Origin of the sequence: Niallia sp. MER 6 (assembly GCF_023714395.1) — a bacterium.
GTDB lineage: Bacteria > Bacillota > Bacilli > Bacillales > Cytobacillaceae > Niallia.
Genome location: NZ_JAMAUK010000001.1, coordinates 241,391 through 267,305, shown reverse-complemented (window position 1 = coordinate 267,305; position 25,915 = coordinate 241,391). Strand labels below are relative to the sequence as shown.

Annotated in this window: 26 protein-coding genes, 1 pseudogene and 1 riboswitch; of the genes and pseudogenes, 17 read left to right on the top strand and 10 right to left on the bottom strand. The window is 37.6% G+C overall.

From position 1 onward, the window contains the following. Window positions 1–7: 7 nt before the first annotated feature. A complete protein-coding gene (locus tag M3600_RS01335) occupies window positions 8–1,138 on the bottom strand; it encodes a CamS family sex pheromone protein (protein ID WP_251644619.1) in 1,131 nt (376 codons plus the stop codon). Window positions 1,139–1,529: 391 nt separating this feature from the next. On the opposite strand from M3600_RS01335, the pseudogene M3600_RS01330 reads away from it, so the two are divergent. Further along, window positions 1,530–1,802: pseudogene (locus M3600_RS01330) on the top strand (SF0329 family protein); the annotation flags it as partial. 36 nt (window positions 1,803–1,838) lie between these two features. On the opposite strand, the gene M3600_RS01325 reads toward M3600_RS01330, so the two are convergent. Beyond that, window positions 1,839–3,986, bottom strand: coding sequence for an ATP-dependent Clp protease ATP-binding subunit (locus tag M3600_RS01325; protein WP_251644617.1), 2,148 nt, complete (start codon window positions 3,984–3,986; stop codon window positions 1,839–1,841). A gap of 247 nt (window positions 3,987–4,233) precedes the next feature. Between M3600_RS01325 and M3600_RS01320 the strand changes: the two genes are divergently transcribed. Next, window positions 4,234–5,274: a YkvI family membrane protein gene (locus M3600_RS01320; protein ID WP_233314636.1), complete on the top strand. Its 1,041-nt coding sequence runs from the start codon at window positions 4,234–4,236 to the stop codon at window positions 5,272–5,274. 27 nt (window positions 5,275–5,301) lie between these two features. Here M3600_RS01320 and M3600_RS01315 read toward each other — a convergent pair whose 3' ends face one another. After that, entirely contained in the window at window positions 5,302–6,663 is a 1,362-nt protein-coding gene (locus tag M3600_RS01315; protein ID WP_237941145.1) for a PFL family protein, read from the bottom strand. Window positions 6,664–6,680: 17 nt separating this feature from the next. Beyond that, window positions 6,681–6,956 (bottom strand): ACT domain-containing protein, encoded by a 276-nt coding sequence (locus M3600_RS01310; RefSeq protein ID WP_233314633.1) that lies wholly within the window; start codon window positions 6,954–6,956, stop codon window positions 6,681–6,683. A 246-nt stretch (window positions 6,957–7,202) separates the two neighbouring features. Continuing rightward, window positions 7,203–7,278: riboswitch (glycine riboswitch) on the bottom strand. Between the two features lie 187 nt (window positions 7,279–7,465). Between M3600_RS01310 and M3600_RS01305 the strand changes: the two genes are divergently transcribed. After that, complete coding sequence (locus M3600_RS01305) at window positions 7,466–7,570, top strand: DUF6254 family protein (RefSeq protein WP_233314632.1); 105 nt, start codon at window positions 7,466–7,468, stop codon at window positions 7,568–7,570. Between the two features lie 53 nt (window positions 7,571–7,623). Here the strand turns inward: M3600_RS01305 and M3600_RS01300 are convergent, their stop codons facing one another. Further along, window positions 7,624–7,797 (bottom strand): YkvS family protein, encoded by a 174-nt coding sequence (locus M3600_RS01300; RefSeq protein ID WP_233314631.1) that lies wholly within the window; start codon window positions 7,795–7,797, stop codon window positions 7,624–7,626. A 448-nt stretch (window positions 7,798–8,245) separates the two neighbouring features. Between M3600_RS01300 and M3600_RS01295 the strand changes: the two genes are divergently transcribed. The 4 genes from M3600_RS01295 (at window position 8,246) to M3600_RS01280 (ending at window position 12,019) form a co-directional block, all read left to right on the top strand. Continuing rightward, on the top strand, window positions 8,246–8,440 hold the full coding sequence (locus tag M3600_RS01295) for a hypothetical protein (protein ID WP_233314792.1): 195 nt from the start codon (window positions 8,246–8,248) through the stop codon (window positions 8,438–8,440). 451 nt (window positions 8,441–8,891) lie between these two features. Further along, complete coding sequence (locus M3600_RS01290; protein WP_127735011.1) at window positions 8,892–9,158, top strand: phosphocarrier protein HPr; 267 nt, start codon at window positions 8,892–8,894, stop codon at window positions 9,156–9,158. Continuing rightward, a complete protein-coding gene (gene ptsP, locus M3600_RS01285) occupies window positions 9,158–10,876 on the top strand; it encodes a phosphoenolpyruvate--protein phosphotransferase (RefSeq protein ID WP_233314630.1) in 1,719 nt (572 codons plus the stop codon). The genes M3600_RS01290 and ptsP overlap by 1 nt, the downstream gene beginning before the upstream one ends. 264 nt (window positions 10,877–11,140) lie before the next feature. Further along, entirely contained in the window at window positions 11,141–12,019 is an 879-nt protein-coding gene (locus tag M3600_RS01280) for an NAD(P)-dependent oxidoreductase (protein WP_251644616.1), read from the top strand. 43 nt (window positions 12,020–12,062) lie between these two features. Here M3600_RS01280 and M3600_RS01275 read toward each other — a convergent pair whose 3' ends face one another. Further along, the gene (locus tag M3600_RS01275) at window positions 12,063–13,211 is read right to left on the bottom strand and encodes an aminotransferase A (protein ID WP_233314627.1); all 1,149 of its coding nucleotides are present in this window, start codon (window positions 13,209–13,211) and stop codon (window positions 12,063–12,065) included. 129 nt (window positions 13,212–13,340) lie between these two features. After that, the gene (locus M3600_RS01270; protein ID WP_237941148.1) at window positions 13,341–13,508 is read right to left on the bottom strand and encodes a hypothetical protein; all 168 of its coding nucleotides are present in this window, start codon (window positions 13,506–13,508) and stop codon (window positions 13,341–13,343) included. A gap of 319 nt (window positions 13,509–13,827) precedes the next feature. Here M3600_RS01270 and M3600_RS01265 point away from each other — a divergent pair, with 319 nt between their 5' ends. After that, entirely contained in the window at window positions 13,828–15,129 is a 1,302-nt protein-coding gene (locus M3600_RS01265) for an MFS transporter (RefSeq protein WP_233314624.1), read from the top strand. Between the two features lie 457 nt (window positions 15,130–15,586). Further along, window positions 15,587–16,492 (top strand): chemotaxis protein, encoded by a 906-nt coding sequence (locus M3600_RS01260; protein ID WP_233314623.1) that lies wholly within the window; start codon window positions 15,587–15,589, stop codon window positions 16,490–16,492. Window positions 16,493–16,549: 57 nt separating this feature from the next. Here the strand turns inward: M3600_RS01260 and M3600_RS01255 are convergent, their stop codons facing one another. Beyond that, entirely contained in the window at window positions 16,550–17,017 is a 468-nt protein-coding gene (locus M3600_RS01255) for a YkyB family protein (RefSeq protein ID WP_233314621.1), read from the bottom strand. A 281-nt stretch (window positions 17,018–17,298) separates the two neighbouring features. Between M3600_RS01255 and M3600_RS01250 the strand changes: the two genes are divergently transcribed. Beyond that, on the top strand, window positions 17,299–19,434 hold the full coding sequence (locus tag M3600_RS01250; protein ID WP_251644615.1) for an EAL domain-containing protein: 2,136 nt from the start codon (window positions 17,299–17,301) through the stop codon (window positions 19,432–19,434). Window positions 19,435–19,531: 97 nt separating this feature from the next. Here the strand turns inward: M3600_RS01250 and M3600_RS01245 are convergent, their stop codons facing one another. Beyond that, window positions 19,532–20,239, bottom strand: a complete 708-nt coding sequence (locus M3600_RS01245; RefSeq protein WP_251644614.1) for a C39 family peptidase — start codon at window positions 20,237–20,239, stop codon at window positions 19,532–19,534. Window positions 20,240–20,448: 209 nt separating this feature from the next. Here M3600_RS01245 and M3600_RS01240 point away from each other — a divergent pair, with 209 nt between their 5' ends. Continuing rightward, the gene (locus M3600_RS01240; protein ID WP_233314616.1) at window positions 20,449–21,666 is read left to right on the top strand and encodes an EAL domain-containing protein; all 1,218 of its coding nucleotides are present in this window, start codon (window positions 20,449–20,451) and stop codon (window positions 21,664–21,666) included. 175 nt (window positions 21,667–21,841) lie between these two features. Next, the gene (locus tag M3600_RS01235; protein WP_237941152.1) at window positions 21,842–22,462 is read left to right on the top strand and encodes a DUF3993 domain-containing protein; all 621 of its coding nucleotides are present in this window, start codon (window positions 21,842–21,844) and stop codon (window positions 22,460–22,462) included. 57 nt (window positions 22,463–22,519) lie between these two features. Here the strand turns inward: M3600_RS01235 and M3600_RS01230 are convergent, their stop codons facing one another. Beyond that, window positions 22,520–22,753, bottom strand: a complete 234-nt coding sequence (locus M3600_RS01230; protein ID WP_251644613.1) for a glutaredoxin family protein — start codon at window positions 22,751–22,753, stop codon at window positions 22,520–22,522. Between the two features lie 266 nt (window positions 22,754–23,019). On the opposite strand from M3600_RS01230, the gene M3600_RS01225 reads away from it, so the two are divergent. The 5 genes from M3600_RS01225 (at window position 23,020) to dapD (ending at window position 25,899) form a co-directional block, all read left to right on the top strand. Further along, window positions 23,020–23,256, top strand: coding sequence for a YkuJ family protein (locus tag M3600_RS01225; protein ID WP_127734982.1), 237 nt, complete (start codon window positions 23,020–23,022; stop codon window positions 23,254–23,256). A 121-nt stretch (window positions 23,257–23,377) separates the two neighbouring features. Continuing rightward, on the top strand, window positions 23,378–23,521 hold the full coding sequence (locus tag M3600_RS01220; RefSeq protein WP_233314612.1) for a hypothetical protein: 144 nt from the start codon (window positions 23,378–23,380) through the stop codon (window positions 23,519–23,521). Between the two features lie 69 nt (window positions 23,522–23,590). Then, complete coding sequence (cbpB, locus tag M3600_RS01215; RefSeq protein ID WP_233314611.1) at window positions 23,591–24,025, top strand: cyclic-di-AMP-binding protein CbpB; 435 nt, start codon at window positions 23,591–23,593, stop codon at window positions 24,023–24,025. Between the two features lie 133 nt (window positions 24,026–24,158). After that, window positions 24,159–25,073 carry a transcriptional regulator CcpC gene (locus M3600_RS01210; protein WP_237941153.1) on the top strand — a complete coding sequence of 305 codons (915 nt, stop codon included), beginning with the start codon at window positions 24,159–24,161 and terminating at the stop codon, window positions 25,071–25,073. Window positions 25,074–25,188: 115 nt separating this feature from the next. Next, window positions 25,189–25,899: a 2,3,4,5-tetrahydropyridine-2,6-dicarboxylate N-acetyltransferase gene (dapD, locus tag M3600_RS01205; RefSeq protein WP_233314608.1), complete on the top strand. Its 711-nt coding sequence runs from the start codon at window positions 25,189–25,191 to the stop codon at window positions 25,897–25,899. The last annotated feature ends 16 nt before the right edge of the window (window positions 25,900–25,915 follow it).

The window sequence follows — 25,915 nt, the reverse complement described above, 5'->3', positions numbered from 1 at the left end:
TTTTCGTTTACTCATATATTTCTGTTTTAATTTCTTTTTCAGAAGGGTCCCATATCATAATTGCTTTTGATTCTTCATTTGTTCCAGACAGTTGAACAGTAATCGGTAAATAATCCGGAAGTATTTGTGATTCAATTTTGCCGCCGACATACTCTATCATGGCTGTTGTTTCAGAAGAGGTGATATTAGGTGCTTCAATATCAAGGGTAATATTGGACAGCTCGTCTTCTTCATAGAGAAGCTTTCCGGTCATGATAATGTTCAATGATTTAAACTGTGTTTGTATATCTTCTTCCAGCGTCGAAAGAACATTCGATAACGAGCGGTCTAAGCTTTCAAATGTACTCGAAGGGAAGGCGATATACTTTCTGTTAATGTCATTCCATTTAGCAATAGTATTGTCGTTTTTGTCAATATAAGAGGAAGCTAAAAACTTACCTGGCACGATATTGCCTTTATTTGTTTCTTCATAAAGAGTTAAAAATATTGGAACATCTGGGATATCGCTGTTCGCTCTTATTCTCTTCAAAATCGTTTCTGCAATTTTTTTCCCTTGTTCTTCGACTTCGTTTTTACCGTTTTCTGTTTGATCTACCTTTATTTCGTCTGTATAAACCAATCCTGCATCATCTGTTGCTCGAATATAATAGATTTTATTTAAGGAAACAGCTAAAGAGATGCCTTGAATCTTTCCTTTGCTATTCACATAATCTTGTTCGAGCACATGTGAAAGCACCTTCGGATTTTTCTTTTCGTCCTTTAATATGTCGCCAGTATCTGTTAACGATGGGTTTAAGCCATTTTTGTCATCTGACTTTCTTGCAATCCAGCTGTTTATCGTTGCTGAATCCAAATATTGCCCTTCTTGCAGATAGTAGTTATCTGTTGGGAATTGGTCTGTTGATAAATCCATCAAGCCCATTTCCAACTCTTTAATGTCGACTAGATTATCGACATTGTTTACTATTGCGCCTCTTGCAATATTTACTTTAACAGGCTCTGCAATTCTGTAAATTTCTTTGTTTTGTATGACAGTAGTTGGAACAGTTTCTTCTGTGCCTCCATTGCCAGTGTCGTTATTACAAGCAGCGAGCAGTGTCACTAAAACCGTACTCAGTAATAATTTCTTGTAGTTCATTAAAGTAGCTCCTAACCAAGTAAAAATATGTAGAAAAAATGAATACCATTTATATGGTAACATGTTAATGTCTTATTAAATTACAAAAATATAGAGTGTAAAGCCAATGTTTATTCTACCATGTAGATTTTCTTTAGTAAAATGATGTCTGATTTGTAGGGGAGCTAAATGAAAATAGTATCTCACCTTCTGGATATTACAGCTCTGTTTTTGTTGTATATGTTAAAATGAAGGAAAAAGATGTAAATTATCCGTTGGAGGTTTAATATGTTTGCACCGAAATGGAGTAAAGTAAAAAAGCATTTACAAAGCTTTATAAGTCCAGCGAAAAAAATTAGAGAATGTCAGAACATCAGTTAACGTATATGATTTAGATGGTTTTGTCAAAACAACAGCGAGAGGGGACTTTGCTCATAAACGCATGAAGGAGGAGAGCTTTGCCCAAGCTGATTTTTTTGATGGGCTGCAACAATACTTCAGCACACAAATTCACGTATCCTTGCAATCAAGCAATATGCTGATAAAAATCTTAGCTCTGCTTGATAGACGTGTCGGTAAAAGGACGTTAATACGCCTTTTTGACACTATCCAAACAGAATCGGAACTTGTGCAATTCTTTTACAAGCTAAGATGTGAAGCTTGCGGGATAAATGTTTATAAGTAAAAAAAACGCTCAGAAATGTTCTGAGCGTTTAAGCATTTATTGGACAACCGTGCTGCTGTTCACTTGTTTAATGATGATGTTATCATCTTCTAATACGGCAGTAAGTTCGCCAGCCTCTGGTTCATCTAAGATAAAGTCAGCAAGGCTGTCTTCGAGATGCTCTTGAATGACTCTTCTTAGCGGGCGTGCACCAAAGTCTGGGTGTGTTCCCAGTTCTACCAGTTTTTCTTTTGCTTCAGCAGTAACAGTCAAAGTGATATGCTGTTCTGCCAGTGCATCTGAAAGGTCTTCTAATAATAAATCAGTAATTTTTAGCAAATGTTCTTTTTCTAATGATTTAAATTCAACGATTGCATCAAAGCGGTTTAAGAATTCCGGTTTAAAGAAATTGCCTAATGACTGAAGCAGAGTGCTTTCTTCTAATGCAGCGTTATTCTCAAAACCAACGACGATGCGTTTATGGCCGATGCCGGCGTTGCTTGTCATGATGATAACACTGTCTTTAAAGCTTACTGTTCTGCCTTGGCTGTCAGTCAATCTGCCATCCTCTAAAATTTGCAGGAAGATTGACTGAACGTCTGGATGTGCTTTTTCAATTTCGTCTAACAGAATGATGCTGTACGGATTGCGACGTACTTGTTCTGTTAACTGACCTGCTTCTTCATGGCCGACATAACCGGGAGGAGAGCCGATGATTTTGCTGATGCTGTGTTTTTCCATGTATTCACTCATATCTAAGCGAATCATGCTGTCTTTGCTTCCGAATAATTCATTCGCTAATGTTTTTGTTAATTCCGTTTTACCAACACCAGTCGGTCCGACGAATAAGAAGCTTCCAATTGGTCTGTTTTTAGATTTCAAACCTGCACGGCTTCGTTTAATTGCTTTCGCCACTTTTAGAACAGCCGCTTTTTGACCGATGACTTTAGCTTCTAAATTATCTGCCAAGTTTTTCATTTTTTGCTGTTCATCCTGTTGCAGCTTGCCGACAGGAATGCCAGTTTTCTTCTCAATCAGCTCTTGAATCAGCGTAACATCTACAACAGGTTTTTCTGTATTTGGATTATTTAATGCTTTTTCAAGCTCCTGTTCCTCTTTGCGCAAGCTTGCAGCTGCTTCATAGTTTTCTTCTTTTAACACAGCCTCTTTTTGTTTAGCAATCTCTGCTAGACGGTTATCAATTTCCTCTGTATTTGTGTAGCTTGAAGCTAAGTTCATTTTAGAGCCGGCTTCATCAAGCAAATCAATTGCTTTATCTGGCAAGAAACGGTCTTGAATGTAGCGGTGTGACAATTCTACACATGCTTTAATTGCTTCATCTGTGTAAGCTACTTCATGGAATTTTTCGTATTTATCTTTAATTCCCTCTAGTATGGCAACAGCTGCCGAAACAGTTGGCTCAGCCACTTGGATCGGCTGGAATCTTCGTTCAAGTGCAGCGTCTTTTTCAATTTGGCGATATTCCTTTAACGTTGTTGCACCAATGATATGCAGTTCGCCCCTAGCAAGAGCCGGCTTAAGGATATTTCCAGCATCCATAGAGCCTTCAGCTGATCCAGCTCCCACCAGCTGATGAATTTCATCAATAAAGACGATAACATTTTTTCTTTCTTGGATTTCCTGAATAATTTGCTTCATACGTTCCTCAAACTGACCGCGTATGCCTGTGTTTGTTACTAAGGAAGCGACATCAAGCAAATAGATTTCTTTGTTTTTTAATTTCTTAGGTACATTGCCTTCTGAAATTTTAAGCGCCAAGCCCTCTGCGATTGCTGTTTTACCAACACCTGGCTCACCAATCAGGACTGGGTTGTTTTTATTTCTTCTATTTAATATTTCAATCACTCTGTCGATTTCATTCTCGCGGCCGATAACTGGATCAATCAGACCTGCATGAGCTAAATGATTTAAGTTTTTTCCGAATTTATCTAAAATACCATTTGTTTTATGAGATGGAGCTTCTTGATTTTCCTTGCTTGCCCCTGATTGTTGAAAGTTTTGATTAAATGATTTAAACAATTCATCAAAAGGGGAAGATTGTTGGAAAAACATTTGGTTAGATGTCATTTTTTGTTTTTCTTTTTGATAGCAGCTGTGGCATAGATTTACATTGTTTTCTTCATTATTTAGAACAAAACGCAGGCTCACATTTGCATGGTTAGTTTGGCATATTTGACATTTCATATAAAAATCCTCCTTTTGGAATTTGATCAATTTTGACCTTTTGTAATTATGATTATACTTTGACCTTTTTTGACTTTCAACTATTTTGCCTGATGAAATTATTGGAAATTTAATGGTCCTTTTAAAAATCCACCTAAGAAAAAGGAAAGATTACAGACACTTTAGCGGAAATAAAAGCAGATTACAAAGAAAATGCTCGTCATTGTTTGTCCATTTTGTCATATAGATTAGATAAGGAGGGAAATATGTGAAAAACAAATGGAGTGGAGCCTTTCAGCTTGCAGCTGTATATGTAGGTACTGTTGTGGGAGCTGGTTTTGCAACAGGTAAAGAAATAGTAGAATTTTTCTCTCAGTTTGGCATGATCGGTTTGTTTGGGATACTTGCCTCTGGTCTAATATTCTCTTATTTAGGCTCAAAACTAATGAGAATATCGGTAAAAATAAAAGCGAGATCATATCAGGAATTTACAATATTTCTGTTCGGCAGAATAGCAGGAAGTCTAGTCAATGTCTTAATGCTTATCATGCTTATTGGAGTATGTGCTGTCATGCTGTCAGGGGCAGGAGCTGTCTTTGAAGAGCAGCTTGGGTTAAGCAAATCTTTTGGAGTTATCTTTACCATAATTCTTTCATTAATTGTTATGCTTGTTGGTATGAAGGGATTATTTGCGGTTAATACATTTGTAGTACCTATAATGATAACTTTCAGCTTCATTTTGTTTTCTTTGTCGATTCAGCTGCCTGGCTTTATGGATCGTATTGATGATTACACAATGGTGGATTGGAAAGGGCTGACATCTCCATTTTCTTATACAGCATTAAATCTTTCTTTGGCGATTGCTGTACTTGTTCCGGCAGCTTCAGAAATAGGGGATGATGAAACAGTAAAATGGGGTGGGATAATCGGTGGTATTGCTTTAATGTTTATCCTTCTTTCGAGTCATTTTACGTTAATTATGCTCGAGAATATCGACAGCTACGCGATTCCGATGGCGTCTATTATGAGAAATCTGGCTCCAAATCTTTCTTGGATATATATTCTTGTCATATATGGGGAAATCTTCACTTCTGTTATAGGCAATGTTTACGGGTTGGAAAGGCAATTGAACCAGTATATAAAAATCCCGGGCATCCTCATTATTGCCTTAATCTTTGCAGTATCTTATTTGATCAGTTTCATTCACTATGGAACACTGCTGTCTTATCTATATCCGCTTTTTGGGTATATAAGCCTTGTTTTTTTACTGCTGTTATGGGCAAAGCCGATTCCACAAAAAAATGTCTGACTCCAAAGAGCCAGACATTTTTACTTGTTAGTTAATAAGCGCTTGCAGTGGGGAAGGGATGCGGCCGCCGCGGTCAACAAGCTTTTGAGAGCTGTACGGATTAACACCCATAACTGGAGCTCTGCCAAGCAAGCCACCGAATTCAACCATTTCGCCTTCTTTTTTACCAGGTACAGGGATTACACGAACAGCAGTTGTTTTTTTGTTAATCATTCCGATTGCTGCCTCATCAGCGATAATTGCCGAAAGGGTGGCAGGTGAAACGTCTCCTGTAAGTGCAATCATATCAAGTCCAACAGAGCAGACACATGTCATTGCTTCTAGTTTTGACAATGTTAAGCTGTCATCAAGAATTCCGCGAATCATACCATTGTCTTCGCTGACAGGAATGAACGCTCCGCTCAAGCCGCCAACATAGGAGCTTGCCATTGCGCCACCTTTTTTCACAGCATCGTTCATAAGTGCAAGTGCTGCAATCGTTCCGTGTGTACCGACACGTTCAAGACCGATTTCTTCCAATATATCAGCAACACTGTCATTAATAGCATTCGTCGGTGCTAAAGACAGGTCCATAATTCCAAATGGAACCCCTAGGCGTTCTGCTACCACTCGACCAATCAGCTCACCAGCACGGGTAATCTTGAAAGTTGTCTTTTTAATAATGTCAGAAACCTCTCCTAAATCTGCATCAGGATATTTTCGCAATGCATTAAGCACAACACCAGGTCCGCTGACGCCAACATTAAGAACAACTTCTCCTTCACCAGCTCCATGGAAAGCACCAGCCATAAATGGATTGTCCTCAACAGGATTACAAAAGACAACTAGTTTTGCACATGCTAATCCGTTTTGGTCTTTCGTCCGTTCCGCTGCGTTTTTAATGATAATTCCCATTTGTTTCACAGCATCCATATTGATTCCAGTCCTTGTAGTAGCAACAGAGATAGATGAGCATACTCTTTCTGTTACAGCAAGCGCTTCAGGCAGTGCATCAAGCAGTGTTTGATCACCTTTTGTGATGCCTTTATGAACCAATGCAGAGTAGCCGCCGATAAAGTCAACATTCAAGTCTTTTGCTGCTTTATCCAAAGTTTTTGCCAGCTCAATTGCTTGTTCTACTGTTGCATTTCCAAGAATTTCAGCAATTGGAGTAATAGAAATCCGTTTGTTGATGATAGGGATCCCATATTCTTTTTCCGCTGCTTGGGCAACCTCTGTAAGCTTGCTTGCATAAGTAGTGATTTTTTTATAAACAGCGCTGTTCATTTTATTGAAATCAGAGTCAGCACAATCATACAGGCTTATCCCCATTGTAACTGTACGGATGTCCAAATTCTCCATTTGGACCATATTGATGGTTTCCATCATTTCATTCAATGCAATTTTCACTTTTTTTCCCTTCTTTCTTAGACACGGTGCATGGATTGGAATATGTCTTCTAATTGGATATTAATTTTTAAACCAAGCTGATTGCCCAATTCATCCAGCTGCTGGCGCAACTCATCGAGATTTTCTTTTTGAGTAATATCGACTATCATCATCATCGTAAAAAAGTCCTGTAAAATCGTTTGGCTAATATCCAAAATGTTGACATTGTTTTCTGATATGATAGTAGTCACCTTGCTGATAATTCCTACTTGATCTTTACCTACTACACTTACAACGGCACGTCGTTGCTGCATGATATCACCTCATTATAATGATGGTCTTTTGTTAAGAACGCCTTACAAAGTTTTAGTTGTTACTGCATATTCTGCTGCTACCCCCTAAAATTATGTAAGCTTAAGGTAGTGGTTCTTATAAAAAAGACAATTACAATTTGTACACGTTAAAAGAGAGAAAACGTTCCTTCCTAAAACAAAAAAGAGATTGGAATTCCTCCAATCTCTAGTCCAAAGAATAACGAATACACTATAAAAGTATAGATCAGTTACTCTCCTGTCCTTTTACCTGAGATTGTGAATCCTTCGGTGCCTTGAAAAAGGTCTCTCCAGAAGCTGCTCCTGCCATAGTGTAATCCATGACATTCAACGCACGCTATTCGTATATAAAATTATATTTGTGATGTTATCAGTTTTTTTTGATTTGGTCAACAACATTTCTTCCAGCAAGAATTACTGGCAAATAGGTTGACGCTGGATAATTTTAAAAACTCCGCTCATGCTAACAATAGCAAGAAAGGAGGTGCACTATGTCTAAGGCAAAACGAGAAGAAGAAAGAGAGTGGACTGTCCGTAAGCAGAAACAGAAGCCGCACGGAAAGGTCAAAACAAAAAAAGAGCTTGCTGAAGAGTAGAAGCTACTTATACTTAGAGTAAATAACAAGAAGCCGGCATAGCCGGCTTCTTGTTATTTAATTATTTTATAATTTTTATGATTAACGACCGTACGTTGTTCCAGCTCAAGGTCGCGATAATTATCCATATATGTCAAATCTACTATTACCGAATTCTCATTTACTTTTTCTACAATTCCTTGCAGGCCTCTAAATTCAATGATATTGCCAACCTCAGCTCTCTTCATTTGTACTCTCTCCTTATACGCCAAATTTATATAATTCTGTATTTTTAGTTTGCACTAAAAAAACTTTCCCGTAAAGAAATATGGATATATGATGAACAAAGAAGGCATTTGTTTATATCCATTTCGTGCAGTTTAAAATTAAACCGCTTACCTTTTGGGGTAATCCATTAATCGATGCAGTTAATCTAGGCTAACTTTTGCATCTTAGAAGTAGGATATTAGGCTTATGCACACGTTCAACAGCTTGGACAAAAGTTTATTCGTATGAATGAAGTTATTATAACATAGTTTTCAGTAATTGGTAATTATATGCACATTCATATCTTATAGACATTGTATGCAAGGATGAACAAATTTGTTTCCAGCAATCATGTGTGATAATAATATTTATATGTGCATTGTTTAAAGAAATGATAGGTAATAATGAAAAGGCAGGTAATTGGATTATATGTTGCAGGAAGAAGTTATACATGTGTTAGAGCAATTAAAATCTGGAGAACTTAAGGAATATAAAGTAAGCAAAGCCGATTTTCTCGCTTTCCGTCTCGAACTCGTTAAGAGGGAGGATTTTAAGCATTACCGGGGAATTGCTCAAAGAGGCGGCGATGTTATTTATCAATACCTCGAAGAACCGAGAAGCTAGTTGGTAGGAAAAGACTAGTTGTAGGTAATTGGTACGAGGTATGTGCGTACAAAGCTTTTTTATGTTTGTGCGATATTTTTCATTGTCTCATCGGAAAAGAAATGCTATCCTACTTTTGAGATGTCTTTTTTAAAAATAACTTAAATGCCTGATAATTATCATTAATTTACATTTTTTCTTATGCTTTTGGAAAAAACTATAATGGTCAAATAATATATATAAAAATGTTGATTTTACAGTAAACACAACAATCCAGCAAGTCTTGTACGCTTGATGGCTATTCGGACAAGTTTAAAATTTACATCTTTTATACTTTCAGTTTACAATAGTAGCTATTAAATTATATATTAGTTATGGATAAACAATTTTCTTGACTATTATATAGGGTTGTTTAAGTTGAAAAGGCTTAATGCATCTTATTTATTATTTGAATGAAGGAGTTTGATTTTTAATGGTAGAAAAACAATTTAAAGTTATCGCAGATACAGGGATTCATGCCCGTCCAGCAACTCTTTTAGTACAAGCTGCAAGCAAGTTTGACTCTGAAATTAACTTAGAGTTCAAAGAAAAAAAGGTTAACCTTAAATCTATCATGGGTGTTATGTCTCTTGGAATCGGCCAAGGCGCTGACATTAAAATCATTGCAGAAGGCAGTGACGAAACAGAAGCTATTAACGGTTTAGAAGAAACATTGAAAAAGGAAGGACTTGCTGAATAATGAGTTTTTTACAAGGAATTGCTGCCTCTAGTGGAATTGCCATTGCTAAAGCATATCGTTTAGTAGAACCGGATTTATCTTTTGAAAAGAAAACAGTAGAAGATGCTGCTGCTGAAATTAACCGTTTCCAAGCTGCTCTTTCTACTTCTAAGCAAGAGTTGGATGCTATTCGTGAAAAAGCGAACAAAGAATTAGGTGCTGATAAAGCAGCGATCTTTGAAGCGCATCTTTTAGTATTAAGCGATCCAGAATTAATCGCTCCAATTGAAGACAAAATCAACACAGAATCTGTAAATGCAGAAGTTGCTTTGAAAGAAACAACAGATATGTTTATCAACATGTTTGAATCAATGGATAATGAGTACATGCAAGAGCGTGCTGCTGATATCCGTGACGTTACTAAAAGGGTTCTTTCTCACTTGCTAGGTGTACACTTGGCTAACCCAAGCATGATTTCAGAAGAGGTTGTAGTGGTAGCGGAGGACTTAACTCCATCTGATACAGCTCAGTTGAACCGTCAATTTGTTAAAGGCTTCACAACAGATATCGGCGGAAGAACTTCTCACTCTGCTATCATGGCTCGTTCTTTGGAAATTCCTGCAGTAGTTGGAACGAAAAAAGCGACAGAAGAAATCTCAAACGGTGATTTAGTAATCGTTGACGGATTGAAAGGTGAAATCCATATCAATCCAACTCCAGAAGTAGTAGAAAGCTACAAAAAAGTTGCTGCAGAATATGAAGAGCAAAAAGCTGAGTGGGCTAAGCTTGTTAACGAGCAAACTGTCAGCGCTGATGGTGTGCATGTAGAATTGGCTGCAAACATCGGTACTCCAAACGATTTAGAAGGTGTTACTTCTAACGGTGGAGAAGCAGTAGGTCTATACAGAACAGAATTCCTTTACATGGGCAGAGATCAGCTTCCAACAGAAGATGAGCAGTTCGAATCTTACAAAGCTGTTCTTGAAGGAATGAAAGGTAAGCCGGTTGTTGTTCGTACATTGGACATTGGTGGAGACAAAGAGCTTCCATACCTTGAACTTCCTAAAGAAATGAATCCATTCCTAGGATTCCGTGCAATTCGTCTATGTCTAGAAGAAACTGGAATCTTCCGTACGCAATTAAGAGCATTGCTTCGTGCAAGCTCATATGGAAACTTGAAAATCATGTTCCCAATGATTGCAACATTAAACGAATTCCGTGCTGCTAAAGCATTGCTTGAAGAAGAAAAAGCAAACTTGACTGCTGAAGGTGTAACAGTTGCTGATAAAATCGAGCTTGGAATTATGGTTGAGATTCCTTCAACAGCTGTATTGGCAGACCAATTTGCGAAAGAAGTTGATTTCTTCAGTATCGGAACAAATGACTTGATCCAATACACAATGGCTGCTGACCGCATGAACGAAAGAGTTTCTTACCTGTATCAGCCTTACAACCCATCCATTCTACGTCTTGTTAAGATGGTTATTGATGCTGCGCATAAAGAAGGCAAATGGGCTGGAATGTGCGGAGAGATGGCTGGAGACGAAACAGCAATTCCGTTATTGTTAGGTTTAGGATTGGATGAATTCTCTATGAGTGCGACATCTATCCTTAAAGCAAGATCACAAATTCTTAACCTGTCTAAAAAAGAAATGGAAGAGCTTGCTGAAAAAGCATTGCAAATGTCCACAACAGAAGAAGTTATGGAAGCAGTTAAAGCTGCAGCAAAACTTTCTTAATCAGGCAGAAAAAATAAATAAATTTTTTAATAAAAAAAGTGAGGATTCATGTTTAGAATTGCTCACAGCGGGTAAAAATAAACTAAGCACAGGCACTTAAAGTTTTTTAAGTTTGCTAAGCTATTCTCATTTTCCCCTTATTGACTGACTAGTAGCCTAGTCAGTCCTTTTTTTGCTTCTTTTTCTCATGTCCTGTTAATGAATTATTTTAAGCCTGTATGGTATGATTGAGGAGCAAACGAAGAAATTGGGAGGGAGAATGGAATGCTTTCTAAAGAAAATACGGTAATTGGATTTATCGGCATCGGTGTAATGGGAAAAAGCATGGCGCGCAATCTCATGAAAAAAGGGTATTCTGTTGTGGTGTATAACCGCACGAAGGAAAAAGCAGCAGATTTGCTGCAGGAAGGCGCAGCTTGGGCTGCAAGTCCGAAAGAAGCAGCGGAAAAAGCTAATGTTATCATTACGATCGTTGGCTACCCTAAAGATGTGGAAGAAGTGTATTTAGGGGAGAATGGAATCATAACAAACGGCAAAGAAAATACATATGTGATTGATATGACAACATCAACTCCAAGCTTGGCTAAAAAGCTTTTTGAAGAAGCTAAGAGCAAACAGATGCATGCATTAGATGCACCTGTTTCTGGCGGCGATATTGGCGCTAGGGAGGCTAAGCTGTCGATAATGGTCGGAGGAGACAAGGAAGCCTTCCATGATATGCTGCCAATTTTCGAAATCTTGGGAACAAATATCGTTTACCAAGGTCCGGCAGGCTCTGGACAGCATACGAAGATGTGCAATCAGATTGCCATTGCTTCGAATATGATAGGAGTTTGTGAAGCGATTGTTTATGCTGAAAAAGCAGGCTTAAACCCGGAAAATGTTTTGAAAAGCATTTCGACAGGAGCAGCGGGCAGCTTTTCGTTGACTAACTTGGCTCCGAGAATGATTAAAGGAGACTTTGACCCAGGTTTTTATATTAAGCATTTTATTAAAGATATGGAAATTGCCATGGAAGAAGCAGAAAAAATGGGCATGGAAACACCAGGCTTGACGCTGGCTGAAAGCTTGTACAGCAGACTGTCTGCTTTAGGTCAAGACGAGTTGGGCACACAGGCATTATATAAATACTGGCAGCAATAAAAAAAGGAACTCTCCTTAAGCACAGGAGAGTTCCTTTTTTTGTTTAATGGGAGGCTAAATATGCTGCAAGTCTGTCACATGCCTCTTTTAATGTATCAAAAGAATAAGCGAAGGAAATGCGGAAATAGCCTTCTCCTAAAGCTGAAAAAGCGCTGCCTGGAACAACTGCTAAATTGGCCTTTTCCACTAAATCCAAGCAAAAGTCAAAGGAGCTTGTGCCTGCTACAGGTATCTTAATGAAAAAGTAAAAGGCGCCGTCAGGGTTTATCACTTCTAAGCCCATATCTGCCAGGCGGGAGTAAAGATAGTCCCGTCTTTTTTTATACTCCTCTTTCATTGCTAAACTGTCATTAATGCCGACAGTTAATGCCTGTAATGCTGCTCGCTGGGAAACAGATGACGCGCATGTCACGTTGTATTGATGAACTTTCAATATTTGCTGGCAAATGCTTTCAGGAGCAAACAGAAAACCAATTCTCCAGCCTGTCATGCTGTGAGATTTAGATAGACCATTAATCACAATCGTTTTTTCTCTTAAAAAACTGCCAATGGATATATGATCAGCATCAAAGAGTAGTTCGCTGTAGATTTCATCTGCCAGTACGAATATATCTTTGTCTTTAAGCAGTTCAGCTATAGCCAAAAGTTCCTGCTTGTTAAGGCTGACACCTGTCGGATTGCTTGGATACGGCAAAACGATGCATCTAGTCTTATTTGTTATGTATGGTGCAATAAGCTCTGCAGTAAAGCGAAACCCATTGTCTTTAATATCCACATAAACTGGATCTGCCCCGCAAAGGCGAACTATCGGCTCATATCCAGGATAAACAGGTCCTGGAAGTATCACTTCGACACCTTCGTCTAATATGGTCCGGAAGGCTATATCGATTGCTTCACTTGCGCCTGCAGTTACAATAACCTCTGATTGGGGATTATAGTTTAAGCCGTATTTTTGGTTGACAAAGTTACTTGCTGCCTCTCTGAGTGAAAGATCTCCTGCATTATGAGTATATGTCGTAAAATCCTCATCAATTGCTTTTTTGGCAGCTTCTTTAATATGATCTGGTGTAGGAAAATCAGGCTGGCCGATTGTAAGGGAAAGCATGTCTTTTTTGCCTGCAACCATGTTGGAGAATTTACGAATTCCGGATATTTCAATATCCTTTACTTTTTTGTTTATCAAATATTCCATGTTTTCCACCTTATTTTTTATTTTCTGCTTATTATTAGTATCATAACAAATCCGTGTTATCTTGAAAACATTAGCCTGACCATAAAAAAAGAAGCACTTTGAAAAAAGCGCTAAAGTTTATTGCAAAGATTAATAACCGTAGTCCCAATCTATATCATTTTTGAGAAAAACGATGTCTCCATCCGCGGGCGTAAGAATGAAATTTATTTCCTCTGTGACAGAAGTGTCTGCAATTTGTATATTTTCAACAATGATGATAGATGAATCAAGGTTAAAGAAAATGGCTGTACTATTCATCGGTTTACTTCCCCCCTTATACGCTCCATCTTAAGTTACTGATGCCCTATACAATATCCTATTCGCAAAGGATATTTTCGATTAGATTTTAGCTCGAAATTCACAAAGTTGTGCTTTTTTAAAGCGTATGGCAGAACACTTAAAGTTTTACGATTACAGTTTATTTACATAAAAAGGGTTGTTTCCTTTAATTTCAGCAGATAAGATGGAAAAGGAGGAGGTTATTACCATAAATGTATGGATAATGGGGGTAATCTTCATTTCCTTTCATATAATGATAAAACAAGTTCTGTTTGATTGAAGGAGGTCAATTTATAGAATGGAACAACGAAAAATCCAAACGAAAGATTTACGAGGGCCCGCACTGTATTTTTCATTGCCAATACTCGCTTGGGCTCTATATGATGCAGCAAACACGATATTTTCTTCCAATATTAACACGATATTTTTCCCTTTATATTTAAAAGAGGTAATTGGCTCAAATGAGGTTCAAGACCAAATAGCCAGCACGTTAATATCGTATTCTAACGCACTAGCTAGCTTTTTGTTAGTTTTATTCTCCCCTTTGTTTGGCGTGCTTATGGATAGAACAGGGAGGAAAAAGAAATATATTATCATTTTTACGATCATAACAGTTATTTCAACTGTTCTGATGGGAGTTTTCGGAGGAATCACATTCCAAGACTCTATCATAGGCATACCTATGTCATTATTTATCGTTATATTATTATTCGTTTTTGCAAAGTTTACTTACCATTCTAGTCTTGTATTTTATGATGCGATGATTTCAGATCTTGGCACAAAAGAACAGCTGCCGCTTATTTCTGGATTTGGTGTGGCAGTTGGATATATGGGGACATTGATTGGCTTGCTTGTATACATATTTGTTGGAGATGATAACTTTCATCAATCATTTATCCCGACAGGCTTGCTGTTTTTATTATTGTCTCTACCGCTTTTCTTTATTATTAAAGATACTCCAAAACAGACTGCAGAAAAACAATCCTTTCTGTCTGGCTATAAGGAAATCTATGAAACATTTAAGCAAGCAAAGAGCTACCGTAATATCTTTACTTTTATGATTGCTTATTTCTTCTTAAATGATGCAGTGGCTACGACAATTGCGATGATGGCTGTTTATGCACAAGCCATAGTTGGGTTTTCTACGGGCAAGTTTATTGTTTTATATTTAGTCTCGACACTATCAAGCATAATAGGCTCTTTTATTTTTGGTTACATTGCAAAAAGAATCGGTGCTTATCAATCAATCAGAATTGTGGGGTATCTATTAGTTGCTGCCTTAATTATCGCAACAGCTGCTTGGAATGAGCTGATGTTCTGGATTGCTGGAAGCATGTTTGGTATTGCTCTTGGCAGCATGTGGGTTACTTCTAGAACGTATATTGTTGAAATTACCCCCGAGGAAAAAAGGGGCCAGTTTTTTGGTTTATTTGCCTTCTCAGGTAAAGTTTCCTCTATTGTTGGTCCGCTTCTATATGGAAGCATCACCTTAATTTTTGCCGATTTAGGAGATACAGCGAGCAGGATGGCATTAGGGTCACTAATCATCCTAACTATAATTGGTTTGATCGTGCACGGAAAGGTACAAACAGATAAATAACGAATAAATAGGCTGAAACATAAGGACGTCAATCTCTAATCAAAACCAAACTATTAACGATTAATAGTTTGGTTTTTTGCATGAATATAATAATGAAAAGTCTTAGCAGAATGGAGCGGAGGACACTAGACTTCTGCGGGTAAAAGAGGACACTTTAGCTTCCTCCCCCCGAAAAAAGCGATTGGACGAGAGCTAATGAACCGAACAATTTATTCGTATTTAGATAGGCTATCTTTTGTTTTGTCTCATCTCCTGTTGGGTTTATGAGACACATCTGTGCAAATTATTTTTTTAGCACTCTTCATAGATTTTAAAAGCGGCCGATATAAAAAAAGAATCAAGGCAAAGCTTTCATCTGAACAAACTTTTGCCAATTATAAAATAAATGTTTAAGTTTACAATAATTGCAACGATATAACGAGTAAGCAGATTATGTTTAGTAGGAAGGACGAAAATAATGAACAACGATAAAGGAATCTTACTAGAGACAGGTACAAATGAATTAGAGATTGTAGAATTTGGTGTAGGCAAAAATAAATTCGGGATAAATGTTATTAAGGTAAAAGAAATTATTAACCCTGTACCTATTACGTCAATTCCCCATGCCCATCCTAATGTTGAGGGCATTATGGAATTGAGAGGAGAAGTGCTGCCAGTCGTAAACCTTGCAAATGCTTTAGGTTTGCCGCCTTCAGAGGAGCCGGAGAAAGATAAATTTATTGTTTCTGAGTTCAACAAAACAAAAATTATCTTTCACGTACATAATGTCTCCCAGATACATCGTATCTCTTGGGAAGACATTGAAAAGCCTTCTGAAATGTACCAAGGTGCAGAAAGTCAAATCATTGGTGTAATTAAGCTGAATGGCGAAATGATTTTGCTTCTTGACTTCGAACGCATTGTTGTTGATATTAATCCAGATTCAGGTATTAATGTTCAGCAAGTGAAAAGATTAGGAACACGTGAAAGAAGCAATAAACAGCTTATTGTAGTCGAAGATTCACCATTGCTAAGAAAACTGCTTGAGGATACGCTAGCAGAGGCAGGCTATGAGAAGGTGCATTTCTTTGAAAATGGCCGAGAAGCATTGGAACATTTGCAAGGAGTCATTGATTCTGGCAAAAAGATAGAAGATGTTGTCCAATTGGTGATTACAGATATTGAAATGCCGCAAATGGATGGACATCATTTAACAAGAAAGATTAAAGAGGAAGCTAAGCTGAGCCATCTTCCAGTTATCATTTTCTCTTCCTTAATTACGGAAGATTTAAGACATAAAGGGAAACGTGTCGGAGCGAATGCACAAGTAAGCAAACCAGAAATAGCGGAATTAATTCTGTTAGTTGATGAGTATATTATCTAAAAAAGAAAGACTGCATGAATGATGAATTCTTGCAGTCTTTTTGCTATATGCATTTAACTAATAGCTTTCCCCAAGTCTTTTGAAAACAGGCTTAACATATCGTTTGCTTGGCGGCTTGTTTTGATCTTGGTTGTCTTCTTTTAAACCAGTATATGCAATCAACAGCTTTTTTGCCTGGTTAAGAGAGAGGGTAGATTTTGGATTCCTGACGTTTTGGTTTAAAGAACCAAGATGAGGCAATTCTTCAAAATCTTTTTTTGTTGGCGGCAAGTGAAAGGTATATTCCCCACATTGAACCAGGATATCAGACTGCTGCTGGCTGTTTCTTGGATTGCTGGAAAAGTGAAGCCCTACCTTTTTTGCTTTCCCTTCACTCAGCAGTTTTTGCAGACTTGCCTGTTTCAGCTTATAAAGAAATTTCGGATCTGTTGCTGTTTTAGCATGGCGATTTACTACTGAAATGGATTGAGAGAGGTTTTCGATCGTTGGATGCAGTTGCGGCATTTTTGATGGATGCTTGTGCATTATCTATAAACTCCTTTCTAGTAGAGAATGAATACAAGCTATTATACTATTTTTCCAATAGAAAAGGAATCCTAATCTAAAAGCATCTTCTATAATGGAATGATTCCTTTTTAAAAGGTTATTATAAACATTTCTTACTAATTGCCGATAATTATACTAAGAAAAACGTAGATATATTATTGATTCCATTATTGTAGACGAACAGCCTGGGATTTATACATTTTAGCGCATGGCTAATTTTGAACGAAAAGCAATAAAAGAAGTAATTAAGGATGATACAAATGAACGGATTTTTTGAGAGTATTAAGGACGAACAGCATCTAGACCCTAATATGAAAATAGAGAGAATCATATTTGAAATCATTTTTAATCATGTTAATGATCTGGTATATATCATGAAGGCAGAGCCTGGTCCTGTTTTTCGCTATGTATTTGCCAATAAGGCAGGCTATATTCATGCGAAGCTCACACCTGATTATATCGGGAAATCATTGCAGGATGTTCTGCACCAAGGTGTATATGGTGGCCTGCAGCTAGAATATGAAAAGGTGTATGCGGAAAAAAACATCCATGTATTCTCTGATGAAGTTATGTTGCCAGAAGGAATTAAAAGATATGGTGAATCTGTCTTAACACCTATACTGGATAAAAATAGGGATGTTAAATTCATCGTTTCTGTTACTAGAGATGTGACAAAACTGCAGGAAGAAAAGCAGAGACTGATTGAAAGAGAGCAGGAAATTCGTTCCATCGTCGATCATAATCTAGACGCCATTTTAGGGATTGATTTAAATGGCTTGGTCCAAACGATTAATCCGGCAGCTGAAAAGTTAATGGAATATCCTTTAGACAAAATAAAAAACAGGTCAATCTTTGATTTAATAGAAGAAGTAAGCCATACATCCTTTAAGGATCAAGTTAGGAAATGCAGGTTGACTCACCTATCTCAGTCACTCGACAGCATGCTGAAAATGAAGAATGGCCAAGTACTTAATGTTCATATTAAAATCATCCCCATTCTAATTAGTAGTACTGCAAAAGGGCTGTATATCATTTTAAGAGATATGTCTGAGAAAACAGAGACTGCCGAGAAAATTAGATATATGGCTTTTCATGATCAACTGACAGGTCTGTATAACAGACGCGCTCTTCTGGAAGATTTAAATATTGAAATAAACAAGGCGACTAAAACCGGCCAAGAAATCGCGCTATTGACAATTGACCTTGATCGGTTTAAATACATTAATGACACATTTGGCCATATTGTCGGCGACCAGATATTGATAAAGGTTGCTGAAAGGCTGTTAGAATTCAATAACCAAGATTGCCATGTTTACAGGCAAGGCGGAGATGAGTTCATTATTATGCTATCTAACACAACAAGGCAGAAAACGAGCGCCTTTGCTCAAGCAATTTTGTCGAGGTTTGCCAGCTCTTTTTATCTAAATTCACAAGAATATTATATAACGCCAAGTATCGGCATCAGCATGTATCCTAACGATGGGAAGGATGAAGATACACTTATCAAAAATGCGGATGAAGCACTTTTCCGAGTGAAGGAAAGAGGAAAAGCTCATTCTCAATTTTACCGGTCTGATATGAATGTCGCTTTAACAAATATCGTAACATTGGAAACTAACTTGCGAAAAGCGGTGCAAAATAAAGAATTGACCCTTTTTTATCAGCCGCAGATTGATTTAAAAACTCAGAGTATTAAAAGTGTTGAGGCGTTGCTGCGCTGGGATAGCCCTGTCCTTGGAATTATTTCTCCAGGTGAATTCATCCCTCTTGCAGAGGATACTGGACTTATCATCCCAATTGGCAACTGGGTGATTGAAACAGCTTGTCAGCAAATCAGCAAATGGTTGAAGTCATTTAATGATGGTATTCGAATTGCCGTCAATATTTCACCAAAACAGTTTGAACAGCCGAATTTTGTTGATATTATCAAAACAGCCATTATAAAAAATGATATTCCGCCGCACTTGCTGGAAATTGAAATAACAGAAGGGGCTATGCATAATTCTAAAGATGCTATTCCTATCCTTCGGAAATTAAAGGAGCTTGGGGTCATTATTTCTGTTGATGATTTCGGGACAGGATACTCCTCACTCAGTTATTTAAAACAATTTCCGATTGATATTTTAAAAATTGACCAATCATTTGTCAGAGATGTGCTAAAGAATGTAAAGGATGCGGCTATAATTACAACCATTATCCACTTAGGAGAGAATCTGGGCATGGATGTCATTGCAGAAGGAGTAGAAAGCCGGGAACAGGCTGATATTTTAAAGGCAGCTAACTGTCATAAAGCGCAAGGATTTTATTATTCCAAGCCGCTCCCTGCTGAGGAAGTTGAACGTTTTTTACAAACAAAAATCAGCATTAATAACAGGAATGAACTACCTGGTTTGTGAATAAAATGATAGTGGATTATAGGAAACATAGGCAGGGAATCTGGCTATTCTCTTGTTTTTAACGGCCATCCTTGGATATTTCCGAGGATGGCATTCTTTATCTATAGCTGACAGCTCTATGCTTTAATGCTGTCCAAGATTCAATAAATCGTGACTTGCTTACTTTTACTTTTTTTCTTCCTGACAGTGGATCGTTTAAATAAACATATTTATCATCATACCCAACGAGGACAACAGCGTGCAAATCAAGTGGTGTTTTGATTGTTCTGCCATTATGCTGCCATGATTCCCATCTGTCTGGTAGTCGGTAGTCTCCTGTAGTCCATACTACAACGGGGTATCCGTCAGAAACATGCTTTTCAACAGCGGAAAAAGAAAGGTTAGTTAAATTAACGGCCCTTTCAGGCAAATAATTATTTACTAAATCTTCTATTGGCTGGTCAAACACAGCGTAGCCGCTCGTTTTGCCTGTCATATCTCCTACAAACCCTACAGCCGGGTCACCCCAGCTTATGATGTCCCCTCGTTTTTTAACAAGAGGGTCAGTATCCTTAGATACCTTTTTATATAAATCCATTTTCGTTACTTTCACCCCAGCATATTGCAGTACCATAGCAAGACTTGTGACTTCACACCCATATTTAAGCTCAGGGTTTTGCTTGATCAGCGGCACATTAAGCATGATGGACCTTTTCTGCGTGGAGGCAGCGTGTGTTTTTTGACTTAAGGCAAATTCCATTCCTATTTGTGATTGTTGGAAGCAAGTGATAAGCACCAACAGAGATAAAAGTCTAAATATACGCATTAGCAACCTACTTTCGATTGCCGGCTCCTATGGTAATTAGGATATGTGTTTATTTCCTGTTTATAAGTATCAACACTTTCCAGTTGAATGAACGATTTGCTTATATGCTCAATATTCAAAATAAATACGTTTCATGGCTATATTAAAGGGAAAAAGTCTAAATTTTTATGGTATAATAAGTCATTATTTATAGGGAGGCTGATCAAAATATGGACGCTTTAGATATTTTGACAGATCTAGATAATGTCATCCCTTATTTCCAAGCCATTTTTAGTGCTGACGAACATACCGTTATTGGATATGAAGTATTAGGAAGATATACTGGAATAAATGGAACAGAAAGCTTAGGCCCGTTTTTTTTAGATGAGTCGATTCCAGAAGAGTATAAAAATGAAGTAGACAAAGTAGTGCTAACAAAAGCATTAGACAGAGCGATAGAGCTTGATGATAATTTCCTGCTATTTATCAATCGTGATGCAGATCTTCTTATGTATGATGACGGCGAGGATTTCTTGCAAATGCTTATGTCTTATGAAGAAAAAGGCTTTGATTTAAATCGGATTGTACTGGAGATATCGGAACGAAATTATACCGGACAATCAGAGCATCTCGATCATTTGCTTGTCTACTATCGAACATTTGGAATTAAAATCGCTATTGACAAAATGGGAAGCGAAAGCAGTTATGTTGACAGAATTGGAGAATTGGCTCCTGATATCCTGAAAATTGACCTATTGGCTCTTCGTTCCACTTCCACTTCCCATATGTACCAGAATGTTCTCTATTCCTTATCAATGCTTGCTCGAAAAATAGGGGCGAACCTTTTGTTTGAGAATATTGAAATGGTACATCAGCTGCAATTTGCTTGGAAAAACGGCGGCAGATTTTATCAAGGCTTTTATTTGCATCATCCAGAAGAACATTTTGTGGAACCAACCATCCGGCAAGCCAAATTAGGGGCAGAGTTTCATGAATTTATCTCTTATGAAAAGAAAAAGCTGACATCAATCCTTCAATTAACAGATAAATTTCAAACGAAACTTCATGAGTTGCTGCAGAAATATCGTAAATATTCAAGCTATGAAGAACTGTTAAAGAACTTGTCTAACGAGTTGACAGATGTAGCCTTTAGAATGTATGTCTGTAATGAAGATGGATTTCAAAAATCAGCTAATATTTTTTATGATAACAGCAATTGGGTACTGCAAAGGGAGTATGTTAATAAAAACTGGAGCTGGCGCCCATATTTTCTCGAAAATATCATTAAGATGCAAAATGAAAAAAAGGGCATCTTATCGGACTTGTACAGTGATATTGAAACAGGCGGGACAGTCAGAACATTCTCCTATCCTCTTGATGCTAACGAATTTCTTTTTATTGATCTGTCCTATAACTTCCTTGATAAGATGGAAGTGCTTATTAATTAGACCCGCTATGGGTCTTTTTTATTTTGGGTGTCAATCTTTAGTTATTTCGGTTGTTTTTCGGGTATATGTATAATATCGCAGAAAATTGTCAAAGCATCACAGAATTTAACGAACGAAAAATCGAATACTGTGAATAGATTATTGTTATCATTAGAAAGAGAAAGGGGAGACGGCAATGAAGAAAACGATGCTTTGCATTTTTTTATTAATACTTGCCTTTGGAAATGCCCAATTTACCTATGCTATGGAGAAGGACAAGCTGTCTGAAAGAAAGGATGTACTCTTATTTTTAGAGGAAGCCTTTCATGCACAGGTACATTTAAGTGAAAAGCATAGAGAACTCTCTGAAGTTAACGCATTGTTAACACCATATTTTTCTGACGATTATATTAATAAGTTTCTAAAAGCAAATCTAGTCAAAGAAAACGGAAAGTATATAATCTACGGCAGTGATTTTGCACCATACTATATTCCGTACTTTCAGTTTTCAGAAAATACAGAAATAGATATTCATTCTCAAAAGATTTATGTATACGAATATTTTGAATCACCAGATGATGGCCCTCTATATTATGAGGACCACTATGAAGGAATGCTACTGGAGAAAATAAATGGTCAATGGAAAGTATCAAAGCAGCTTTCCGATGAAGAAATAACGAAGTATTTGTCAAAGAATGCGAAGAATGAAAATAGTGAAGTGGAAAAGGTGTCTAGGTTGAACAAACTTGCAGACTTACAAGTTTTCGCACAATTAAAAGTCATCTTTAGTCTTCCTTTTGCACAAAATGGACGATAAATAATGGGAGTTGTTTGCATATTAAAAGCTGTACCTTGTTGGTACAGCTTGCTTTCTTTAAAATTTAAGAACCTCTTGCAGCTTGTCATGGTCAAAACCGGCAATAACTATTTCACCGATTACAAAAGTAGGAGTAGAAAAGCATTGATATTTTTGCACAAGCTCTTTTCTAGCTTTGGCATCTTTCTGAATATCCCTCAAATCCAGTTCAAATCCCTTTTCCCGTAAAAACGTCTTCGCATATTCACAAGGCGGGCAATCAGGCTGTGTATACATCGTTATTTTTTTCAAAAAAAAATTGCCTCCATCTATCTGAAAATTTCGCTATCTATAATATATATATTGCCTAATCATAGCACATTTTAAGGGTCTGAGAAAAAAGATTTGCTCATTCTTCAATTTTACTTGGACAAACACTCCGCAATATTTTATTCTGTTATTATTGGCATTTACACAAAGCAAGAACGCTTGCTTTAATTTAAAGGGAAAGTGTATAGAAACATGCTAATAGTTAAACCTATAAGTAATATATGGGTTTGTTTGAAAGGAGAGAGAGCATGTCACAGCTTCAAGGCATATTAACACGTTTAAAAAATTTACAAGAACAATCAACAGGGGGAGAACCTTCCCAACGTTTTTTTGAGGTAAACGGCGAAAGAAAATGTCAAGTTACATTCCATCCTAAAACAGAAACGTATGAGTTGGAAGTATACAATGATAAAGAAAAGCCAAAAAGATATCAATTTGACAATATCGATATGATTACAATCGAAATCTTTGATCTTATTCAATAATCACTAAAAAGGAGCCGTATTCTTACGGCTCCTTTTTCTGTCATTAATCCTTGCATAATTGCTTAAATAAATTAACAGTCTAATAACAGAGTCACTCTAAAAGAAAGGAGATGGAGTTTGCATGCAGATTGCAGTAACATGCCCTGAATGTCAGCAACAGGAGTTGTTAGAGAATGTACTGACAGCCCAATCAAATCAGAATGTCATCTACACTTGTCCTAACTGTGGTTTTAATCAGCGCAATATCGAAACGAGCAAGGGTTAAATGAGCAAATGGCCGAAAACTATGGTAAGATAGTGGAGTAGAAAATAAACTATTGAGGAGTTTTCGGCTATGACCAGCATACACAACGGAGAATTTTTAGACATTACGGTGAAAGAATTAATGATTCCTTCAGAGCGTGTTGCCCATGTGCAAGTTGGTAATAATTTAGAACATGCCCTTTTAGTACTGACAAAAAGCGGCTATTCTTCCATACCGGTTTTAGATCCCTCCTACAAGCTCCATGGTTTGCTGAGTACGCCCATCATTATGGACAGCATACTCGGACTTGAGCGGATTGAATTCGAAAAGTTAGAGAGCATTAAAGTGGAAACAGTAATGAACACAGTTGTTCCTAGAGCAAATTCAAATACATCATTCAAGGATATGATGGAACTTTTAACGGATAATCCCTTCATTTGCCTGGAGGATAATGAAGGCTATTTTGATGGCATTTTGACAAGAAGGTCTGTGTTAAAAAGGCTGAATACGTTTTTGGAAATATAGAGAGTTTTTTCATGGCTTCGTTTTAACGTGCTTCCTTAAAGTTATTCCCCCTACGTAACACATCTGTTTATTCCATCTAATTGCAATACTGCTTACCCGGCAAAAAGAACAACAGGAAAAAGAAGGGAAATATATGTCAACAATATCTGAGCTGCAACTATTAAAGGTCCTTGCCCAAGAGATGAATATGAGAAAAGCTGCAGAAAAGCTGTTTGTGTCTCAGCCTGCCCTTTCACAGCGGCTGCAAAATATTGAGAAAGAATGGGGCGCCAAATTGTTTATCCGATCCCAAAAAGGGCTTTCTTTAACGGCAGCAGGAGAACTTGTTGCGCAGTTTGCAATAGAAACAATAAACAAGGAAGATAGTGTAAAAGAGTCCATCCATGCGTTAAAGGGAGAAGTTCATGGAACTTTAAGTATTGCAGCCGCCAGCATTGTCGGACAGAACTGGCTGCCTGGAGTGCTGAAGGAGTTTATTAAGACATATCCCCAAGCTAAAGTATCATTGATCACTGGCTGGAGCAGCGAGATTTTAAAATCGATGACTGACGGCAGCATTCATCTTGGCATTATCCGGGGAAGTGCTGATTGGAAAGGGGCCAAAAAGCATTTGTTTGACGATCCCCTATATTTGGTTGACAGCCAAATTTCCAGTTTGGATCAGCTGATGGATACTGACAGGCCGTTTATTCAATTTAAAAGCGATTCGAGCTATTATGAGGAAATCCAGGAATGGTGGCACAGACAGTTTCCTGCGCCTCCCAAAAATACAATTTATGTCGATCAAATCGAAACATGCAAGCAATTGACCTTTAACGGAATAGGCTACAGCATACTTCCAGCCATCGCTCTTAAAGAGGCGAATCAAAACCTCTTTCAAGTGCCTTTGCTCGATGAAAAAAATCAACCGATTTTCCGAAGCACGTGGCTGATTGGCTATGAGGCGGCGTTTCAATTAAAGCAAGTGCAGGCATTTTTTGAAATTATTGAAGAGTATGTAGCTGGAGAAAAGCGGGCGATAAGAGAAGGAAATATTCACCCGCAGTGAATGGCTAAAAGGCAGGCAGAAAGATAGACTAACCGTTATTTTTGCTTGTCTTCTATGCTTTTGTTTGGTAAAGTAATGCTTAGTGTTATATATACATTATTGGAGGTAACTAACAATGAAAATGATGGATGCAAATGAAATTATTTCATTTATTGCAAATAGTACAAAATCTACACCTGTAAAGGTTTATGTTAAAGGAAACTTATCTGAAGTTAACTTTGGCGAAAAGATTCAATCTTTCATCAGCGGAGATGCAGGGGTTGTATTCGGTGAGTGGTCTGATATCAATGAAGTGATTGAAGCTAACAAAGGCAGCATCACTGATTTTGTAATCGAAAACGACCGCCGCAACTCAGCGATTCCTCTATTGGACATGAAAAATATTAAAGCTCGTATTGAGCCAGGCGCAATTATTCGCGACCAAGTAGAAATCGGTGATAATGCTGTTATCATGATGGGTGCTGTAATCAATATCGGCGCAAGCATCGGTGAAGGTACAATGATCGATATGGGTGCGATTCTTGGTGGACGAGCTACTGTCGGAAAAAACAGCCACGTAGGTGCAGGCGCAGTTCTTGCTGGTGTTATTGAGCCGCCATCTGCTAAGCCGGTTATCGTTGAAGACGATGTTCTTATCGGTGCAAACGCAGTTGTAGTTGAAGGTGTTACAGTTGGAAAAGGTGCTGTCGTTGCAGCAGGAGCAATCGTTCTTGAAGACGTTCCGGCAAATACATTGGTTGCAGGAGCTCCAGCACGCATCATCAAAGAAATCGATGAGAAGACAAAATCTAAAACAGAAATTATGCAAGAGCTTCGTAAACTATAATGTTAAAAAAAGCGTG